Annotated in this window: 16 protein-coding genes and 1 riboswitch; of the genes, 5 read left to right on the top strand and 11 right to left on the bottom strand. The window is 60.0% G+C overall.

Translation table 11 applies throughout. The annotated features are described in order from the left end of the window. Positions 1-5: 5 nt before the first annotated feature. The 7 genes from lepB to JKL48_RS21195 all read right to left on the bottom strand — a co-directional run bounded on the left by lepB (position 6) and on the right by JKL48_RS21195 (position 5,541). Positions 6-1,157, bottom strand: a complete 1,152-nt coding sequence (gene lepB / locus JKL48_RS21225; RefSeq protein ID WP_201987110.1) for a signal peptidase I — start codon at positions 1,155-1,157, stop codon at positions 6-8. Positions 1,158-1,250: 93 nt separating this feature from the next. After that, entirely contained in the window at positions 1,251-1,970 is a 720-nt protein-coding gene (dapB, locus tag JKL48_RS21220) for a 4-hydroxy-tetrahydrodipicolinate reductase (RefSeq protein ID WP_201987108.1), read from the bottom strand. 143 nt (positions 1,971-2,113) lie between these two features. After that, entirely contained in the window at positions 2,114-2,866 is a 753-nt protein-coding gene (locus JKL48_RS21215) for a DUF5683 domain-containing protein (RefSeq protein WP_201987106.1), read from the bottom strand. Between the two features lie 208 nt (positions 2,867-3,074). After that, complete coding sequence (locus JKL48_RS21210) at positions 3,075-4,058, bottom strand: ParB/RepB/Spo0J family partition protein (RefSeq protein WP_201987104.1); 984 nt, start codon at positions 4,056-4,058, stop codon at positions 3,075-3,077. 98 nt (positions 4,059-4,156) lie between these two features. Next, positions 4,157-4,492 (bottom strand): DUF5615 family PIN-like protein, encoded by a 336-nt coding sequence (locus tag JKL48_RS21205; protein WP_201987102.1) that lies wholly within the window; start codon positions 4,490-4,492, stop codon positions 4,157-4,159. Then, positions 4,489-4,722 (bottom strand): DUF433 domain-containing protein, encoded by a 234-nt coding sequence (locus JKL48_RS21200; protein ID WP_201987100.1) that lies wholly within the window; start codon positions 4,720-4,722, stop codon positions 4,489-4,491. The genes JKL48_RS21205 and JKL48_RS21200 overlap by 4 nt, the downstream gene beginning before the upstream one ends. A gap of 12 nt (positions 4,723-4,734) precedes the next feature. After that, the gene (locus JKL48_RS21195) at positions 4,735-5,541 is read right to left on the bottom strand and encodes a ParA family protein (RefSeq protein WP_201987098.1); all 807 of its coding nucleotides are present in this window, start codon (positions 5,539-5,541) and stop codon (positions 4,735-4,737) included. 178 nt (positions 5,542-5,719) lie between these two features. On the opposite strand from JKL48_RS21195, the gene JKL48_RS21190 reads away from it, so the two are divergent. Both JKL48_RS21190 and JKL48_RS21185 read left to right on the top strand, forming a co-directional pair. Continuing rightward, the gene (locus JKL48_RS21190; protein ID WP_236668966.1) at positions 5,720-7,516 is read left to right on the top strand and encodes an ABC transporter substrate-binding protein; all 1,797 of its coding nucleotides are present in this window, start codon (positions 5,720-5,722) and stop codon (positions 7,514-7,516) included. A 59-nt stretch (positions 7,517-7,575) separates the two neighbouring features. Continuing rightward, entirely contained in the window at positions 7,576-8,403 is an 828-nt protein-coding gene (locus tag JKL48_RS21185; RefSeq protein ID WP_236668965.1) for an alpha/beta hydrolase, read from the top strand. Positions 8,404-8,451: 48 nt separating this feature from the next. Here JKL48_RS21185 and JKL48_RS21180 read toward each other — a convergent pair whose 3' ends face one another. The 3 genes from JKL48_RS21180 to JKL48_RS21170 form a co-directional block, all read right to left on the bottom strand. Continuing rightward, positions 8,452-8,952, bottom strand: a complete 501-nt coding sequence (locus JKL48_RS21180) for a DUF6438 domain-containing protein (RefSeq protein WP_201987096.1) — start codon at positions 8,950-8,952, stop codon at positions 8,452-8,454. A 124-nt stretch (positions 8,953-9,076) separates the two neighbouring features. Continuing rightward, on the bottom strand, positions 9,077-10,861 hold the full coding sequence (yidC, locus tag JKL48_RS21175; RefSeq protein WP_201987094.1) for a membrane protein insertase YidC: 1,785 nt from the start codon (positions 10,859-10,861) through the stop codon (positions 9,077-9,079). Between the two features lie 217 nt (positions 10,862-11,078). Beyond that, positions 11,079-12,725 (bottom strand): CTP synthase, encoded by a 1,647-nt coding sequence (locus tag JKL48_RS21170; RefSeq protein ID WP_201987092.1) that lies wholly within the window; start codon positions 12,723-12,725, stop codon positions 11,079-11,081. A gap of 192 nt (positions 12,726-12,917) precedes the next feature. Between JKL48_RS21170 and JKL48_RS21165 the strand changes: the two genes are divergently transcribed. The 3 genes from JKL48_RS21165 to JKL48_RS21155 all read left to right on the top strand — a co-directional run bounded on the left by JKL48_RS21165 (position 12,918) and on the right by JKL48_RS21155 (position 16,677). Further along, positions 12,918-13,091 (top strand): hypothetical protein, encoded by a 174-nt coding sequence (locus JKL48_RS21165; protein WP_201987090.1) that lies wholly within the window; start codon positions 12,918-12,920, stop codon positions 13,089-13,091. A 142-nt stretch (positions 13,092-13,233) separates the two neighbouring features. After that, positions 13,234-14,844: a Na+/H+ antiporter gene (locus tag JKL48_RS21160; protein ID WP_201987088.1), complete on the top strand. Its 1,611-nt coding sequence runs from the start codon at positions 13,234-13,236 to the stop codon at positions 14,842-14,844. Between the two features lie 377 nt (positions 14,845-15,221). Then, a riboswitch (SAM riboswitch) is annotated at positions 15,222-15,336 on the top strand. 144 nt (positions 15,337-15,480) lie between these two features. Beyond that, the gene (locus JKL48_RS21155) at positions 15,481-16,677 is read left to right on the top strand and encodes a trans-sulfuration enzyme family protein (RefSeq protein ID WP_201987086.1); all 1,197 of its coding nucleotides are present in this window, start codon (positions 15,481-15,483) and stop codon (positions 16,675-16,677) included. 126 nt (positions 16,678-16,803) lie between these two features. On the opposite strand, the gene JKL48_RS21150 is transcribed toward JKL48_RS21155, so the two are convergent. Continuing rightward, a complete protein-coding gene (locus JKL48_RS21150; RefSeq protein WP_201987084.1) occupies positions 16,804-17,910 on the bottom strand; it encodes an NADH:flavin oxidoreductase in 1,107 nt (368 codons plus the stop codon). Positions 17,911-17,986 lie beyond the last annotated feature (76 nt).

Genomic DNA, 17,986 nt, shown 5'->3' with positions numbered 1-17,986 from the left:
TTCAACTAGTGAATGATATTAAACAGCCGGCTCCAGCGGATTTTGTGCCAGAAGTCGGCGTTGGGGTCGACGGATAGCCAGATGAGGACGGCCTTGCCTACCACGTGGTCCTCGGGCACGAAGCCCCAGAAGCGGGAGTCTTCGGAGTTGTGGCGGTTGTCGCCCATCATCATGTAATAGTTCTGCTTGATGGTGTAGCTGGTCAGGGCCTTGCCGTTCTGATAAATCATGCCGTCCTGCCAGGTGATGCCCTCGTTGTGCTCGTAGCGGGCCACAATTTTGAAGTAGATGGCGGCGTTGGCGGGCGTCAGGGTAATGGTCTGGCCCTTCTTGGGAATAGGCAGCGGGCCGTAGTTATCCAGGGTCCAGCCGCGCGGGGTGGCGCTCATGGCCTCCGTATTGTGGAAATCAGCCACATCGGGGAAGAGCTGCACCTGCGGCTGCAATACCGTCATGCCCTTCACGTAGGGCTGTTTCTTGAAATAGTCAGCCGTGGCCTGCGTGCAGCTGATGGTGTAGCCGTAGGTGTTGGGCGTGGGGCCGGGCACGGCCACGGGCATGCCGCCGGGTTGGTCGTATTCCACCACTCCCTGAGCTTTGAGGGCGGCCAGTACTTCATCGTTGGGGTTATCCACCTGCATGAAGTAGGTCGTTTGCAGGCCGGGCACGCTGCCCTCGGGCTTGCCGTTGAGGAATACCTGACCGTCTTTGATTTGGAGCGTGTCGCCGGCGATGGCTACGCAGCGCTTGATGTAGTTGGTGCGCAGGTCGGCGGGAAACTGCGACTCGTGGGGCACGTGAAAAACCACCACGTCGTTGCGCTTGATTTCCGAAAAGCCCGGCAGCCGGTACGTGGGCAACTGAATAAGCTCGGAGTAGCTTTTCAGGCCCGTGCCCCAGATGGTTTGGTGGGTGAGGGGCACCTGCAGCGGCGTTTGGGGTGTGATGGGGCCGTAGTGCAGCTTGCTCACAAACAGATAGTCACCTACCAGCAGTGAGTTTTCCATGCTGGGCGAGGGAATGGTGTAGGCCTCGAACGTGGCCCAGCGAATGAGCGTGGCGGCCACGATGGCAAAAATCAGCGAATCGGCCCATTCGCGGGTTTTCGTCTTGGGTACTTGGGGCGGAGCAGTGGGGTCGGTTTTGAGCAAAGACATGGGAAGCAAGCTTGGGCTTGGCAATGAAAATCAGGCAAAGAAACGCAGCAGAAGCCCAGCCGGAACCAAGGCCACTGGCAGATGGCGGAGCAATTACAAATCCAGCAGCTCTTTCATTCCAAAAACACCCCGCCGCGTGGGCAGCCACTCGGCCGCCAGCAGCGCGCCCAGGGCAAACCCTTCGCGGCTGTGGGCTTCGTGCTTTAGCTCCAGGGTGTCGACGGCGGAACTGTACGTTACGAGGTGCGTGCCCACCACATCGCCGGTGCGCTCGCTGATGATGGCCAGCTCGGCAGGCGTTTCGGCAGGGGCGTTGCGCCAGGTAGTTTTGGCCGGAAAGTGGTGCAGAATGCCTTCGGCGGCGGTGAGGGCCGTGCCGCTGGGCTGGTCGATTTTCTGGGTGTGGTGAATTTCGCGCACCGCCACGTCGTAGCCGCCGAAGTGGCTCATCTTGGCCGCGATGTACTCGTTGAAGTGGAAAAACAGGTTCACGCCCACGCTGTAGTTGGAAGCGTAGAACAGGCTGCCGCCTACTTCCTGGGTCAGGGCTTTGGCTTCCTCGAAGTGGTGCAGCCAGCCCGTCGAGCCGCACACCACCGGCAGGCCCTGGCGCAGGCAGGCCTGCACGTTGTCAAAAGCCGAGTCGGGGTGCGTAAACTCAATGGCCACGTCCACGATTTCGGGCGTAAACTCGGCAATGGTGGCCTGGCTGAAGTGCCGGTCCACGATGCCCGCCACGGTGTAACCGCGCTGGGCCGCCAGCGCGCCAATGGTCTGGCCCATTTTGCCGTAGCCGATTAAAAGGATGTTCATGCGTAGAGTAGCTGTTTGGGCATCTGTTAAGTGAGTTTGTCATCCTGAGCGGAGCGAAGGACCTTATCACTGCTGAACAAGTTGTAGTATTTCAACGTGATAAGGTCCTTCGCTCCGTTCAGGATGACAAACGAAAAAAGCGTCTATTTCACCCGCAGCGCAAACATGACGCCGGGGTTGGTGGGCAGGGCCGTGGGCTGGCCGGGCAGGGCCATGAGCGTGGGCTCCCAATGAAAGGTGAGGTCGTCGCTCACGTCAAAGTCTTTGAGGTGAGCATCTACCAGCGCGTCCACGATTTGCAAGCTGTAAACGAGGCCGATGTAGAGGTAAAAGATGTCGCGGTAGCCCCGGTAGAACACCACGCCGCTGTTGAGGCCATCGACGCTGGCAACTTTGCTGGCCTGAGTGCCCAAAGCCGCGTCGCCAATCTTGTACACCTTTCCCGTTTCCGGGTTGATTTTGGCGCCGGTGATGTTGTTGTAGGCGTCGGCAAACTGGCGGAAATGGGTCTGGTAGAAGTATTCGCCGTAAATCACGCCGCCCAGGCCGCCGTACACCAGCGGGAGCTTCCAGTAGCGGTGGTTGTAAATCTGACCCGCGCCGGGCAGCACCAACGCCAGCATGGCCGCCTTGCCGGGGCGCGTGAGGCGGATGCCTTTGTAGCCAAACGCCCGGAACATGTGCTCCGTGCGCTTGGCTGAGTCGGCGGCGGCTTTCTGCTTTTTGGCAGCGGGCGTCACTACTATTTCGCGCCGTTCGGTAGTGTCGGCCAGAATGGTAGCCGGGTCGGCAGTCGGGCTGGTAGGGGTGAACACCTGCGCCTGCCCGGCATGGCTGGCCAGCAGCAAGCCCAACCCGATTAACAGCTTCGTGACGTGGAAATACAGTTTCTTCATGGCAAACCTGCTAACGGAAAACGCCAAATTTTAGCGCATTCAAACCGTCAGGCAAAAGGCAATGCGCGCCATCTAAAGCGGTTCTCGGGTTGGTGTATAGTAGCGCGAACTGTGTAGTTCGCGTCCTAGAACGAGCTAACGGCGCGGGGACGCGAACTGCACAGTTCGCGCTACTGCCTGTCGTCTGTACACCAACTTGAGAACCGCTTTAGGAGGGTTGCAGAATGTGCAGAATGCGCTGCATGTCTTCCACCGAATCGAAGGCAATTTTAATCTCGCCGTTGCCCTTGGCCGTCGGCCGCACCTGCACGCGCGAGCCAAACCGGTCGGTGAGGTGGCGCTCGGCCCGGCGGATTTCGGCTACGGGCACGGCCGGCTGGGCCGGGGCGTTGCTGCCGTTGGGGCTGGCTTTCTGGCCATCGGTGCTGCGGCCAAAACCGGCGCGCACCAACTCCTCCACGCGGCGCACGGAAAGCTCCTCGGCCACGATTTTGCGGAACAGCTCCACCTGGGCTTTGGCATCGTCGAGGCCGATGAGGGCGCGGGCGTGGCCCATGCTGATTTCGGCGTCGCGCAGGCCAATCTGCACGTCGGGCGGCAGCTTGAGCAGGCGCAGGTAGTTGGTCACGGTCGAGCGGTTTTTGCCTACCCGGTCGCCCAACTCTTCCTGGCGCAGGTTGCACTCGCTCAGCAGGCGCTGGTAGCTGAGGGCAATTTCGATGGCATTCAGGTTTTCGCGCTGAATGTTCTCAATCAGGGCCATTTCCAGCATCTGCTGGTCGTCGGCCTTGCGGATGTAGGCCGGAATCGTCTCCAGACCTGCCAGCTTGGAGGCCTGCAAGCGGCGCTCGCCCGAAATGAGCTGGTAGGAATTGGTGCCAAGCTGGCGCAGCGTTACGGGCTGGATGATGCCTTGAATCTTAATGCTGTCGGCCAGTTCCTGCAGCGCTTGCTGGTCGAAATGGGTGCGGGGCTGGTAGGGGTTGGCCTCGATGTGCTCGACGGAAATAAAGCCCACCGAGTTGACGGGGTGCGACACCAGCCGGTCACTGGAGCCGGGCCGGTCGCCCTTTTTGTCGTAGCTGCCTTCAATCAGGGCGTTGAGGCCCCGGCCCAGCCCACCCTTGCGTTTTACTGCGGCGGCGGCAGCCAGGGCAGCTTGCAATTTCTCTTCGTTCTTCTCTAGAGCCATAATTCATCGGCCGGGCCCATAAAAGGCACGCGGCAACGGATGTCAAAATTACGGATTGTTGGGCGAAGGGCAAGCCGTTAAGTTTGGCGGAAACGCAGCTACGTCAGTTCAAGGCAATTTACTTCGCTTTCGGGCGCCAGTAGCGTGTAAATCAGCAGCAATTGGCTTTGCAGCAGGGCTACTACCTCCGCGCTGGGTAGGTTACCGGTTCTGAGCAGAAGAACTTTGGGCGGCGCGCCCCGCAATGAACTCAGGTCGAAAAAGTCTTCGTCTTGCGTCAGAATTACAAAATCGTTCTGACGAGCATAGTCCCAAATGTTGGTGTCGCGGCTGTTGGTTAAACCCAGCCGGCGCACCTGTTCCGTGCCTGGAAACTGCGCCTGCAAGGGTTTTACCAAGCGGTACGACAGGTTCTGGTCAATCAGCAGCTTCACCGGGCCACTAATCGGGTGTGGCGCTGGCGGTCGGCCGCAAAGCGCAGGCAGGCCCGAATCAACTCTTCATCCAGCTCCGGAAAATCTTCGATGATGTCGGCGTTACTCATGCCATTACCGAGCCAGCCCAGCACATCATCGACGCTGATGCGGGTGCCAATGATACATGCCCGCCCAAACCGGATTTCCGGGTCGATTCCAATTAGCGGGTGGGTGAGGGAGGTGTACATTTTGATGGATAATTAAATCCGCTCGTCCTCCGCCGTTTCCTCGGTGGCTTCCACGCTGTTCTTCTCCACGATTTCGCGGGCCAGGTTGAGGTAGCTAATGGAGCCTTTGCTCTCGGCGTCGTGCAGAATAACGGGGATGCCGAAGCTGGGCGACTCGCTCAGCTTCACGTTGCGGGGGATGATGGTATCGAAGGCCAGCTGCTGGAAGTGCATGCGAACTTCTTCCACCACCTGGTTGGATAGGCGCAGGCGCACGTCGTACATCGTGAGCAGGATGCCTTCGATTTCGAGGTCGGTGTTGAGGCGGCTCTGGATGATTTTGATGGTGTTCAAGAGCTTACCCAGGCCTTCGAGGGCGAAGTATTCGCACTGCACCGGGATGATGACCGAGTGTGCCGCCGTGAGGGCATTGACCGTAATGAGGCCCAGCGAGGGCGAGCAGTCGATGATGATGAAGTCGTACTCGGCGGCGAGGGGGCGCAGGGCCTCCTTCATTTTTTCCTCGCGGTTGGGCAGGTTTATCATCTCCACTTCGGCGCCCACCAAGTCGATGTGGGAGGGCATGAGGTCGAGGTGGGGCAGAATGTTGGTGGGCAGGATGATGTCCTGGGCGTTGATGCCGTCCACCATGCACTCGTAGATGCTGTTCTGGATGTCCTTGGGGTCGTAGCCGACGCCCGAGGTGGCGTTGGCCTGGGGGTCGGCGTCGACGAGCAGGGTCCGGTAGTCCAGGGCGGCCAGGGACGCCGCGAGGTTAATGGAAGTAGTGGTTTTGCCCACCCCGCCTTTCTGATTGGCTACCGCGATGATTTTTCCCATTGGATTTAGTTGTCAGTTGTCAGTTGTTCGTTGTCAGTTGCTGGTTGTTTGGCATTCAGGGTTAGTTCGCGGACTTTCTAAGCCTTGCGGACTAACAACTGACAACGAACAACCGACAACTAATAACTAATAACTTTTGCCGTAGCATTGCACAAAGATACATTCTTTCCCTGTTCGCATGGCCCCTTTTTTGGCTCGTTGGGCTGGCTGCTCGGCTAAACTGTTTGGATTTTCGGTGGGCGCGCTGGCGCTGGCTGGTTGCCACGACGCGGCCCGCTCGGCTGCCGACGAGCGCCGCGTATTCCGCTACAACCAGCCCGAGGCCCTGTCGTCGCTCGACCCCGCTTTTGCCCGCAACCAGGCCAATTCCTGGGCCGTGTCGCAGCTTTATAACGGGTTGATGGAGCTGGATTCGGCCCTGCTGCCGGTGCCGGCGCTGGCCCGGCGCTACAGCATTTCGCCCGATGGGCGCACCTACACCTTTGCGTTGCGCCAGAACGTTTTCTTTCATGATAATGAGGAGGTATTTCAGTCTTCGGATGCCGACACGAAAGCACTAATCGACCAGGAACTGAAAGACCATCCGGGCCGAAGTAGGGCCGATGTAGAAAAATATGGCACCGAAACTTCTCCCGTTGCCACGCGTCGGGTTGTCGCTCAGGATTTTGTTTACAGTTTCAAGCGCATCCTCGACCCAGCTACGGCCAGCTCCGGCGGCTGGATTTTCCGGGGCAAGGTGCTGGAGAAGCCTGATGGCAGCATCAGCGACACGGCTTTTGTGGCGGTGAATGATTCCACATTCCGCATTCACCTGAAGGAGCCGTTCATTCCGTTCCTGGGCATCCTCACCATGCCCTATGCCTACGTGGTGCCGCATGAGGCCGTAGAGAAATACGGCAAGGACTTCCGCGAGCACCCGGTGGGCACGGGGCCGTTTCGGTTCAAGCTCTGGGATGAGGGCAACGTGCTGCTCTACGAGCGCAACCCCAGCTACTGGCGGCGCGACGAGAAAGGCCGCGCCTTGCCTTACCTCGACGCCGTGGCGGTGAGCTTTTTGCCCGACCGCAAGACGGAGTTCCTGACTTTTATGCAGGGCAAGCTGGATTTCCTCTCCGGCATCCGGGCCGGCTCGCGCGACCTGATTATGCACCCGGACGGCACTATTCGGGCTGATTTTGAAGGCAAGTTTACGGTGCAGAAAGCGCCATATCTGAACACCGAGTATCTGGGCATTCAGCTTGATTCGGCCAATTTGATTGGTGAGCAGGCCGTACAAGGCCGGGCCCTGCGCGACAAGCGCGTGCGCCAAGCCCTCAACTATGCCCTAAACAAACCCGAGATGCTGACCTACCTGCTCAACCGCGTGGGTCATCCCGGCACGTCGGGCTTCGTGCCCACGGCGCTGCCGTCATTTTCTGAAAAGGAAGTGCCCGGCTACAGCTACCAGCCGCAAAAGGCGCGCCAGCTGCTGCGCGCCGCTGGCTACGTCCCGCAGCGGCCGCTGAAGCTGCGCCTCAGCACGGTGCTGGAACGCAAGGAGATAGGCGAGTACCTGCAAAAGCAGTGGGCCGACGTAGGCGTGCAGGTGCAGATTGATATCAACCAATCGGCCGCGCAGCAGGATTTGGTGGACAACGGCCGGGTGGCCTTTTTCGCCAAAAGCTGGCTGGGCGACTACCCCGACGCCGAAAATTACCTGGCCCTGTTCTACAGCCCCAACTTCAGCCCCGCCGGCCCCGACAAAACCCACTTCAAAAACGCCGCCTACGACAAACTCTACGACGAAGCCCGCCGCACCCAGGATGTGGCCCGGCGCACGGCCCTTTACCAGGCTATGGACCGAATTGTGGTGGAAGAGTCGCCCGTTATCAGCCTGTATTACGATGAAGTGGTGCGCCTCACGCAGAATAACGTACGCGGCCTAACACCGAACCCCATGAACCAGCTGCTGCTGGAGCGGGTACGCAAAGAGTAGGCGTAAAGGAAAGCGAATATGCCCCTGAGCCCTATCCAATTCACCAACCTTGTTAACCAATGATGCCCAAGACCCAAGTGGTTTCCTTGTTGCTAGTAGGGCTGATGTGGGCTGGCGCGGCGCATGGTCAGGCCCTTCGACCTGCTACGGAGCCAGCCCCGTTGGTAATCGGCCAAACGTTCACCATTGAGTCGAAGGTGCTGAGCGAAACCCGGCGCATCAACGTGTACCTACCGCCGGGCTACGCCGATTCGGCGAAGCTGCGGCTGCCGGTGCTGTATATGCCCGATGGCGGCATGCAGGAGGACTTTCTGCACGTCGCGGGCCTGGTGCAGGTATCGGTCGGCAATGGTACGATGAGGCCATTTATCCTGGTCGGCATCGAAAACACGGCGCGGCGGCGCGACCTGACCGGCCCCACCACCAATGCGGAGGACCGGAAAATTGCGCCCAAAGTGGGCGGCTCAGCGGCATTCCGGCAATTCATTCGGCAGGAACTCATGCCCCTTATCCGGCAGCGCTACCGCACCACGGCCGAGACGGCCATAGTGGGCGAGTCGTTGGCGGGCTTGTTCGTAGTCGAAACGCTGCTCCTCGAACCGGATATGTTCAATACCTACATTGCCTTCGACCCCAGCCTGTGGTGGAACAATGGCCAGCTAGCCAAAGAAGCGGGCACTCGGTTGCGGGCAGCCGGCCGGCCGGCCGTGACGGTGTACCTGGCCACCAGCATCCATGGCGACAGCACGGCTACGCGCCAAATGGTGAAATCTGCCGGAACGCGGGCCGGAGCATGGCACTACGAGCCTATGCCGCAGGAAACACACGCCACCATTTACCATCCGGCGGCTCTGAAAGCGTTTCGCGCGGTGTTTAAGCCCCGCTAGTACCTGCGGTTTTGTAACGACAAATAGGTCGGTGCCGGTAGCACGGCATTATTTATCGGAGGTGATGGTGATTTGGGCGAGCGAGTCGAACTGATTGCCGAGGGCGGCAAAGAAGTCGCGCACGCTATCGGGGGCGCGGCCTTCCACTACCACCGTTTTCATCTCACCCGAGGGCTGGCGAATGGCAATAATGGTGCTGGGCAGGTCCTTGGCACCGCTCAGGTATTTATTCTCGAACTGGTCGAAATGCGCTTCCTGTGCCTGGCGCAGAATATTGGTCAGGGTGGCGAGGGGCATCTTCAGCTCGCGCTGGCCCATCATGGGCACGGCGCGACTGCCGTTGTATTCCACGCGCCCGTCAGCATACACCTTCATCGCGTAGCCGGGGCAGGTGCCGAAGCAGGGCGTGCGCTCAAAGGTGAGTACCGGGCCGGCTTCCTTGCGGGGGGATGAGGCACTGGCCGTTTGTTGCGGGTGCGCCTTGTGTGTGCAAGCCGGCAACAACAGGCTACCAACGGCCAGAAACAGGAGGATGACGAAACGGTGCATAACGAGGAGGACTTAAGCCGTGAATGTAGGCAAACAAAAACCCGGCAGTACGAAAACCGTGCCTATGGTTTCGTGCTGCCGGGTTTGGCGTGGTGCAAACGCGCCATGGCGCGTTCTTACGCAATTACGACTTGCGCTTGGCCTGCGCCTCGCGTTCCTGCGCGGCCTTCATGGCTTCGGCAATGCGGCCTTGCAGGCCGCCGGGCTTCTTGTCCTTGTTCTTGATTTTGTTGGCGTCGAGCTGGGCGCGGATTTTCGTGTCGTCCACGAAGCTCTTCGTGATGGCCTGCTGGGCGAAGGTGATGACGTTGGAAACGAAGTAGTACCAGGTGAGGCCGGCCGCGAAGCTGTTCAATACAAACAGGAAGATGATGGGCATCAGGTAGCTATAGGTCTTCATCGGGCCCTGCATGGCCGTGTTGGTCTGGTTGCTCTGCCAGGTCATGAGCAGGGTGGAGGCCGTCATCATCAGGGTGAAAAGCGAAACGTGGTCGCCGTACCATTTCACGTAGAACGGCAGCTTGATAAACACGTCGTAGCTGCTCAAGTCCTTGGCCCACAGAAAGCTTTGCTGGCGCAGCTCGATGGCGTTCGGGAAGAATTGGAACATGGCGAACAGAATCGGCAGCGTGAGCAGCGTGGGCACGCAGCCGCTCAGGGGCGACACGCCGAAGGTCTGGTAGAGCTTCATCGTTTCCTGCTGCACCTTGGTCTGGTCGTCGCCGTACTTGGCCTTCAGCTCGTCAATTTCGGGCTTCAGCACTTTCATGCGGGCCTGGCTCTCGTAGGTTTTGTAGGTGAGCGGCCAGGTTACGAGCTTGATTAACAGCACCAACAGGGCGATGATAATGCCATAGGAAGAAATGAAACCTTCCAGGAAATGAAACACCGGCAGCACCACGAAGCGGTTCACCCAGCGGAACAAGCCCCAGCCCAGGTACACGTTGCGGTCGAACTCAGGCGCCACGTTTTTCAGCAGGTTGAAGGCATTCGGACCGAAGAAGAAACGGTATTGGCCCCGGCCCTGCTCCACCTCCGCCACCGGAATGGTCAGCGTTGAGCTCAGAGTTTTGATGGTGGCCGAATCGGCCAGGTTCACATTGGCATTGAACGCGCCACCCGCGAAGGGTTGCTGGTCGGCAATGAGGCCGGCCACGAAGAAATCGTGCTTGTGGGCCGCCCACTTCACGGGGCCGGCGGCTTTGTATTCCTCGGGCTTCTCGCTGGCTTCGGCCAGGGCGCCCTGGTCGCCGGCAGCCAGGTAGTGGTTGATGGTGGTGTGGTTGCGGTTCTGCTTCAGGTCCTGCTCGGTCTGGCGCACCTCATCCACGAAGGTGAAGGTGAGCGGCTCCTGGGCCACGGTGCGCTCCAGGCCATTCAGGCGCAGGTCGTACTTCAACTCGAAGCTATTGGCGGGCAGGGTGTAGGTCTGCACGATGCTGCCGCCGGCCACGGGCGCGGTGAAGGTGAGCACCGAAGCGCCATCGGTGGCGTTGGATGCCACCGACTGAAAATTCAAATCCGAAAACTTAACCGTTTTGCCATCCACAGTCCGGAATTTGGTGTCCATCCGGGCGCTTTTGGCATCGAACAGGTCCATCGGCTTGCCGAAGAAGGTCTTGTACTTGCGCAAGCGCACAGCCGTGATGCGCCCGCCGCGGCTGGAGAATGCCACGCGGAGGTTGTCATTCACCAGGCTGTCGTTTTTCACGATGCCGGCCGTGGTATCAAGAGCGGTTTCCGGCGCGAGGGCCGTGGCAGGGATGGCGGGCGCTTTGGCGGCGGCAGTGGTGGCGGGCGGGGTTTTGCCAGCCGCTTTTTCATCCGTTTTCTTCGGGCTGAAGAAGAACAGGTACACGAGGAGCAAGGCCGAAATGAGGAAAAGGCCGGTTGCTTGATTTCTATCCATTAGGTATTAAAGGTTGCGAAGGGGCAAAGGTACGGCGCGACGCTGCGCTTAATGAGGAATGAAGAGGAAGGAATGAACGAACGTCATGCTGAGCGCAGTCGAAGCATCTCGCGCGCTCAAGTAATCTAATCGCAAGAAGAGAATTACTATTACACGCGAGATGCTTCGGCTGCGCTCAGCATGACGTTCTTTTGTTATGTCTCAAGCTGCAGGCGTCCTACCCTTTGCGGTGCTGAATGGCCGCCCGCACGAAGCGCACGAAGAGCGGATGCGGCTGCTCGACGGTGCTTTTCAGCTCGGGGTGGAACTGCCCGGCCACGAACCACGGATGCGTAGGCAACTCAATTACCTCCACGAGGCCGGTTTCGGGGTTGGTGCCGGTGGCTTGCAGGCCGGCGTCCTCGAACTGGGCCAGGTATTGGTTGTTGAACTCGTAGCGGTGGCGGTGGCGCTCACTGATGTGGTTGCGGGCGTAGGCTTTGGCGGCTTTCGAGCCCCGGCGCAAGTCGCAGGCGTAGGCGCCGAGGCGCATGGTGCCGCCTTTCAGAGTCACGTTTTTCTGTTCTTCCATCATGGCCACCACGGGGTTGGGCGTGAGGGCATCCATCTCGGTTGAGTTGGCGTCGAGCAGGCCGAGGACGTTGCGGGCGTATTCTACCACCGCTACCTGCATACCTAGGCAGATGCCGAAGAACGGAATGTTGTGCTCCCGCACGTATTTCACCGTAGTCACTTTGCCCTCAAAACCCCGCTCGCCGAAGCCGGGCGCCACCAGCACGCCGTCGCAGCCGTGCAGCAGGGCCGCGATGTTTTCATGGGTGATATTATCGGACTGGATGCTGCGCACCGTCACCTTGCACTCGTTCTGGGCGCCGGCGTGCACAAAGGCTTCGTTGATGGATTTGTAGGCGTCGGGCAGCTCCACGTATTTGCCCACAAGGGCAATGGTCACTTCCTCGGTTGGGTTTTTCAGCTTGCCAAGGAAGTCTTTCCAGGCTTCCAAATCGGGCTGCTGAGTGCCGCCGGTCAGCTTCAGGCGCTTAATCACCCGCTCGTCCAAGCCCTCTTTGCGCATGAGCAGCGGGACCGAGTAGATGCTGTCGGCATCGAGGCTTTCGATGACCGAGTTGATTTTGACGTTGCAGAACAGCGCGATTTTGCGGCGCATCTCCATCGGAATGGGGTACTCGGAGCGGCACACGAGGATGTCGGGCTGCAGGCCGGCCTCGCGCAAGTCGCGCACCGAGTGCTGGGTGGGCTTGGTTTTGAGCTCGCCGGCCGCTTTCAGATAAGGCAGCAGCGTGAGGTGAATCACTAGCGAATCGTACTCGGGCAGCTCCCAGCGGAGTTGGCGCACGGCCTCCACGAAGGGCAGACTTTCAATGTCGCCGATGCAGCCGCCGATTTCGGTGATGACCACGTCGAACTGGCCGTTCTGGCCCAGCAGCAGCATGCGCCGCTTGATTTCGTCGGTGATGTGGGGCACCACCTGCACGGTTTTGCCGAGGAAGGCACCTTCGCGCTCGCGGCGGATGACGTGGTCGTAAATCCGACCGGTGGTGACGTTGTTGGCCTGCGAAGTCGGGGTGTTCAGGAACCGCTCGTAGTGGCCGAGGTCGAGGTCGGTTTCGGCCCCGTCGTCGGTCACGTAGCACTCGCCGTGCTCGTACGGGTTCAGCGTACCGGGGTCGATGTTGATGTAGGGGTCGAACTTCTGGATGGTGACTCGGAAGCCGCGGGCCTGCAAAAGCTTGGCCAGCGAGGCGGAAACAATTCCTTTGCCGAGTGAAGAAGTGACGCCGCCGGTAACGAAAATGAATTTCGCAGCCGACGCGGAGGGGGAGGGGTTGGAGCGTTCGGGCATGACGGGAGTCAAAAGTACGGCTTCCGGAGTTGGGATTGGGAAAAATCTGCGGGTTGCGGGAAAGTGACGCGCCAAAAACTGGGATTGTGCAGGAGCGGGTCAGTCAAACAAAAAGCGCTATTCCCCAGAAAAAACTTTGCAAATCGAGCCGTCTGGTATAGCAATCGATTGCGGAAACTCGTACATTTATTTATGATACATCTCATCAAGCACCTCGCCCAAGTCTGGGACCTGAGCCCGGCACATTACTGGCACCTGCGCATGCTCAGCTCCTTGCTATTAACTCCGTTGCTCGGAGTGCTCTACATCGTGTTTTTTGACCGGCCCAAGCGCCCGACAACAGGCCGGCAGCTGTGGCACAGGTAGGCAGGTGCTTGGCGAGCGGGGTGAAGTATTGAGTCACATCAGGACCAACCTTTAGCCCGTCATGCCGAGCGTACTTTGGTGAGCATTTCGTGGGCACACGACGCCTGGCGTTTCTTTGGGTTGTTCAACCCAACCCGGCCCCATGCTGCACGAAACCCTTCTGCTCATTCTCGGTCTGCTTTTCGCGGTGTTTCTGCTGGTGATGCTGGGGCAGAAGCTCGGCATTTCCTACCCCATTTTCCTGGTGCTGGGTGGATTGGGGCTGAGCTTCGTGCCCGGCTTGCCGCGGGTGGCCATCGCGCCCGACCTCATTTTTCTGATTTTTCTGCCGCCGCTGCTCTACGAAGCGGCCTGGACTACCTCCTGGAACGACTTCTGGCGCTGGCGGCGGGCCATTGGGCTGCTCGCGTTTGGGCTGGTGGCCTTCACCTCGCTCATTGTGGCCTACGTGGCGCGGGCCATTATTCCGGGGTTCACACTGGGGCTGGGTTTTTTGCTGGGCGGCATCATTTCGCCGCCCGATGCGGTGGCGGCCACGTCGGTGCTGCGTGGCATTAAGGTGCCCCGGCGGGTGACAGCCATTCTGGAGGGCGAGAGTTTGATTAACGACGCCAGCAGCCTCATTGTGTTTCGGTTTGCACTGCTGGCGGTGCTTTCGGGTACGTTTGTGTGGCAGGAGGCGGCCACCAGTTTTCTGCTCACCAGCGGCATGGGGTTGGCGGTGGGGCTGGGCGTGGCCTACGGGTTTTTTCTCATTCACAAGTACCTGCCCGCCACGCCCAGCATCAACACGGTACTCACCTTTATGGCGCCCTACGTGATGTATTTGCTGGCCGAGGAATTCCACTTCTCGGGCGTGCTGGCGGTGGTGAGCGGCGGGCTGCTGCTCTCGCACCTTTCGCACCGGGTGTTCGATGCCAACACGCGCCTGCAGGCCAACAGCGTGTGGGCCAGCGTGAGCTTCGTGCTCAATGGGCTGGTGTTCATTCTCATTGGCTTGCAACTGCCCATTGCGGTGGAGGGGCTGGGCAATTATTCGCTACAACAGGCCATTGCCTACGGTTTGCTGATGAGCGGGCTGGTCATCGTCATTCGGCTGTTGTGGATGTACCCTTCGGCCTTCATTCCGCGCTATTTGAGCAAAAGTGTGCGAAACAGCGAGCCCAGCCCCGGCTGGCAGGGCACGCTGGTGCTGGGCTGGGCCGGTATGCGCGGCGTGGTGTCGTTGGCCTCGGCGCTATCGGTGCCGCTGCTAGTGGCCGATGGGCAAGCTTTCCCCCAGCGCAACCTGATTCTGTTCATCACCTTCGTGGTCATTCTGGTCACGCTGGTGCTCCAGGGCCTCACCCTTCCGGCCATCATCCGCTTCACCAAACTGGCCGAGCGCGACGACCGCACTCCCCTCGAAGAGCAGGAGGCCGGCGTGCGCCTGCACCTGCGCACCGCTGCCGTAAAGCACCTCCAGCGTCACTACCCCGCCGAGTTGGAGGCCAACGAACTCATTGCCCGCCTGCAGCAGCGCATGCAAACCGAAGTCAACCTCACCACCCGCACCCTCAATTCGCTGGAGGCCGATGAATCGGGCCGCGACGCCCTACGCCAGTACCACCGCGTGCTGCTCGACGTGCTGAACGTGCAGCGCGAGACGCTGGCCCACCTGCGCCACCACGACGCATTTGATGATGAGGTGCTGCGCCAGCAAGAAGCGCAGCTCGATTTGGATGAGGCTAAAGTAAAGCACATTGAGCGGTAGGGGCGGCCGGCCGCAAAATAAGGAACGTCATGCAGAGCGCAGCGAAGCATCTTTACCTCGATACTAACTCCTATCGATTGGATTACTCTTGGAAGCTGTTTAGAAAGTCAAAATCGTTGTCATCCTGAGCGCAGCGAAGGACCTTATCACGTCAGAATAGGCGTTGTTCTGACGTGATAAGGTCCTTCGCTGCGCTCAGGATGACAGACGTGTAGGCAAATCAGACTTTCTAAACAGCTTCTTGAGGTAAAGATGCTTCGCTGCGCTCTGCATGACGGATTATTATCAGCAGGGTAGGCAAAAAAAATATTTTTTCACCCCACCGCTTGCGCTGTTTCAAACCGCCGCTATATTTGCAGCGCGCTCCCTAATCGGAGCACTTATCAAGAAAGGCGGAGGGACAGGCCCTGCGATGCCTTAGCAACCAGTAGCAATACCAGGTGCTAAATCCTGTTCTAAGACGGCTTCGGTCGGCTTGGGAGAAGATAAGTCTACAAGATGCTTTCCCGTCTGCAGCGGTGGTGCTCTTCTGACTTGTCGGAAGGGCTTTTTTTATGCCTTTTCGGTAAGAAATCTTGCTAAGTGCTTCGGTAACCGGGTGCGTTTTCGTCTCAACCACAAAAACGCAAATACCTCATGCAAGCTTCCACCCGCCTCATTCAGTCCTTCCCCATCGACGAGCTAACCGGTGCCCTCTCGGTGCCGATTTACCAGACCTGTACATTTGTGCAGGAGTCGCCGGGCGTGCACAAGGGCTTCGACTACTCCCGCACCGCCAACCCCACCCGCAGCGCCCTCGAAGAGCTGCTGGCCGGCCTCGAACACGGCCATTCGGCCTACGCCTTCGCCAGCGGCATGGCTGCCATCGATGCCGTGCTGAAGCTGCTCTCGACCGGCGACCAGATTGTGGCCATCGATGACATCTACGGCGGGGCCTTCCGTCTGTTTGAGCACGTGTACCGCCGTTTCGGCATCGACATCGTGTATTGCGACACCGCCGACCTGGCCCAGGTGCAGGCCGCCATCACCGAGCGCACCAAGCTGGTGTGGCTGGAAACGCCGTCGAACCCCACGCTCAAAATCTCGGACATTGCCGCGCTGGCCGAACTGGCCCACGCCGCCGGCGCCTGGCTGTGCGTCGATAACACGTTTGCCTCGCCTGTGCTGCAGCAGCCCATTTTGCTGGGTGCCGACCTGGTGGTACACAGCGCCACGAAGTACCTGGGCGGCCATTCCGATTTGATTGCCGGCGCCGTGGTGGCCGCTACCGAAGAGCTGGGCAAGCAAATCCAGTTCATCCAAAACGCCTCGGGTGCTATTCTGGGGCCGTTCGATTCGTTCCTGGTGATTCGGGGGCTGGAAACGCTGCACTTGCGCATTGCCCAGCACTGCAGCGCCGCGCTGAAGGTGGCCAAGTTCCTGCAAACACGGCCCGAAATCAGCGCCGTGTATTACCCCGGTCTGGAATCGCACCCCAACCATGCCATTGCCCAGAAGCAGCAGCCGGATGGCTTTGGCGGCATCATTGCCCTGGTGCTGAACGAGGACACGATAGAAGCCGCTACCCAACTCGCTACCCGCCTGAAGTACTTCAAACTGGCCGTGAGCCTGGGCGGCGGCAAGAGCCTCGTGTGCCACTCCGCATCGATGACGCACACGGCCATTCCGGCCGAAGTGCGCCGTGCTGCCGGCTTTGCCGATAGTTTGTTGCGGCTTTCCATTGGCCTGGAAGCGGCCGATGACTTAATTGCCGATTTGGCGCAGGCACTGGACAGCCTGCATGTGCAAGCTGGGAAAACGGCCATTCTGGAAACGGAAGCGGTGCTGGCGTAGCGGTGTTCACCTCACCCCCGGCCCCTCTCCTGCGGAGAGGGGAGCCGGACGATTCAAACGGTTGCGCCGCCGTGGCTCCCCTCTCCGCGGGAGAGGGGCCGGGGGTGAGGTTAAACGGCCGGACAATTACACCAGCTTACGCAGCGCCTCGCGGCTGAAGCCGACCATTTCATCCAGGCGGCCCTGCTGAATTTTCTCTACCCAATCCGGGTCCACGATGAGCTGGCGGCCCACGGCCACGAGGTCAAACTCGTTGCGGTCGAGCCGGCGCAGCAGCTCCTCGATGCCCTGCGGCTCGGAAGCTTCGCCCGCGAAACCGGCCAGGAACTCGCCCGACAAACCCACCGAGCCCACGGTGATGGTGGTTTTGCCGGTGAGCTTTTTCACCCAGCCCGCAAAGTTCAGGTCCGAGCCTTCGCTTTCAAACTCGGGCTCCCAGAAACGGCGCTGCGAGCAGTGGAAAATGTCGACGCCGGCCTCGGCCAGGGGCTGGAGCCATGCTTCCATTTCCTGCGGCGTGCGGGCCAGCCGGGCGGCGTAGTCCTGCTGCTTCCATTGCGAGAGGCGCAGGCTGATGGCGAAGTCCTCGCCCACGGCCCGGCGCACTTCGCGCACCAGCTCCACGGCCAGGCGACTGCGCTGGGGGAGGTCGTCGCCGCCGTAGGCATCGGTGCGCTGGTTCAGGCCGGCCCAGAAAAACTGGTCGATGAGGTAGCCGTGGGCGCCGTGCAGCTCCATGCAATCGAAGCCCAGACGCTTGGTGTCGGCGGCGGCGCGGGCGAAGGCGGCGATGGTGTCGGTGATGTCGTTTTCACTCATGGCCTTGCCGGCAGGATGGCCGGGCTTGAGGAGGCCGGAGGGACCTTCGAAATTTTCCGACGGTTTCCAGCCGGAGCGGTGTTCGGCCATCACGCCCATGTGCCAGAGCTGCGGGCCCATCTGCCCCCCGGCGGCATGCACTTCGTCGATGACGTGCTGCCAGCCGGCCAGGGCGGCTTCGCCGTAGAAATGCGGGATGTTGGGGTCGTTGGACGAGGCGGGGCGTTCCACCACGGTGCCTTCGGAAAGAATGAGGCCGACCTGGCCTTTGGCCCGGCGGCGGTAGTAGGCGGCCACGTCGGCGCCCGGCACGCCGTTGGGCGAGAAGGAGCGGGTCATGGGCGCCATGACAATGCGGTTTTTGAGTTGCAGCGATTTTAGCGCGAAGGGCGCAAACAAGGCGTTGGTGGACATAGAGCGGATTTCAGGATAGTTTACGGATTTGGACGTACCTTCTGCCGATGAAAGCTTATTCGTTTGATTTGCGCGA

It is taken from the genome of Hymenobacter rubidus (assembly GCF_016734815.1).
Classification (GTDB): Bacteria; Bacteroidota; Bacteroidia; order Cytophagales; family Hymenobacteraceae; genus Hymenobacter; species Hymenobacter rubidus.
Note: the sequence above shows the minus strand (reverse complement) of the source record. Positions and strands in the feature narration are given on the sequence as shown.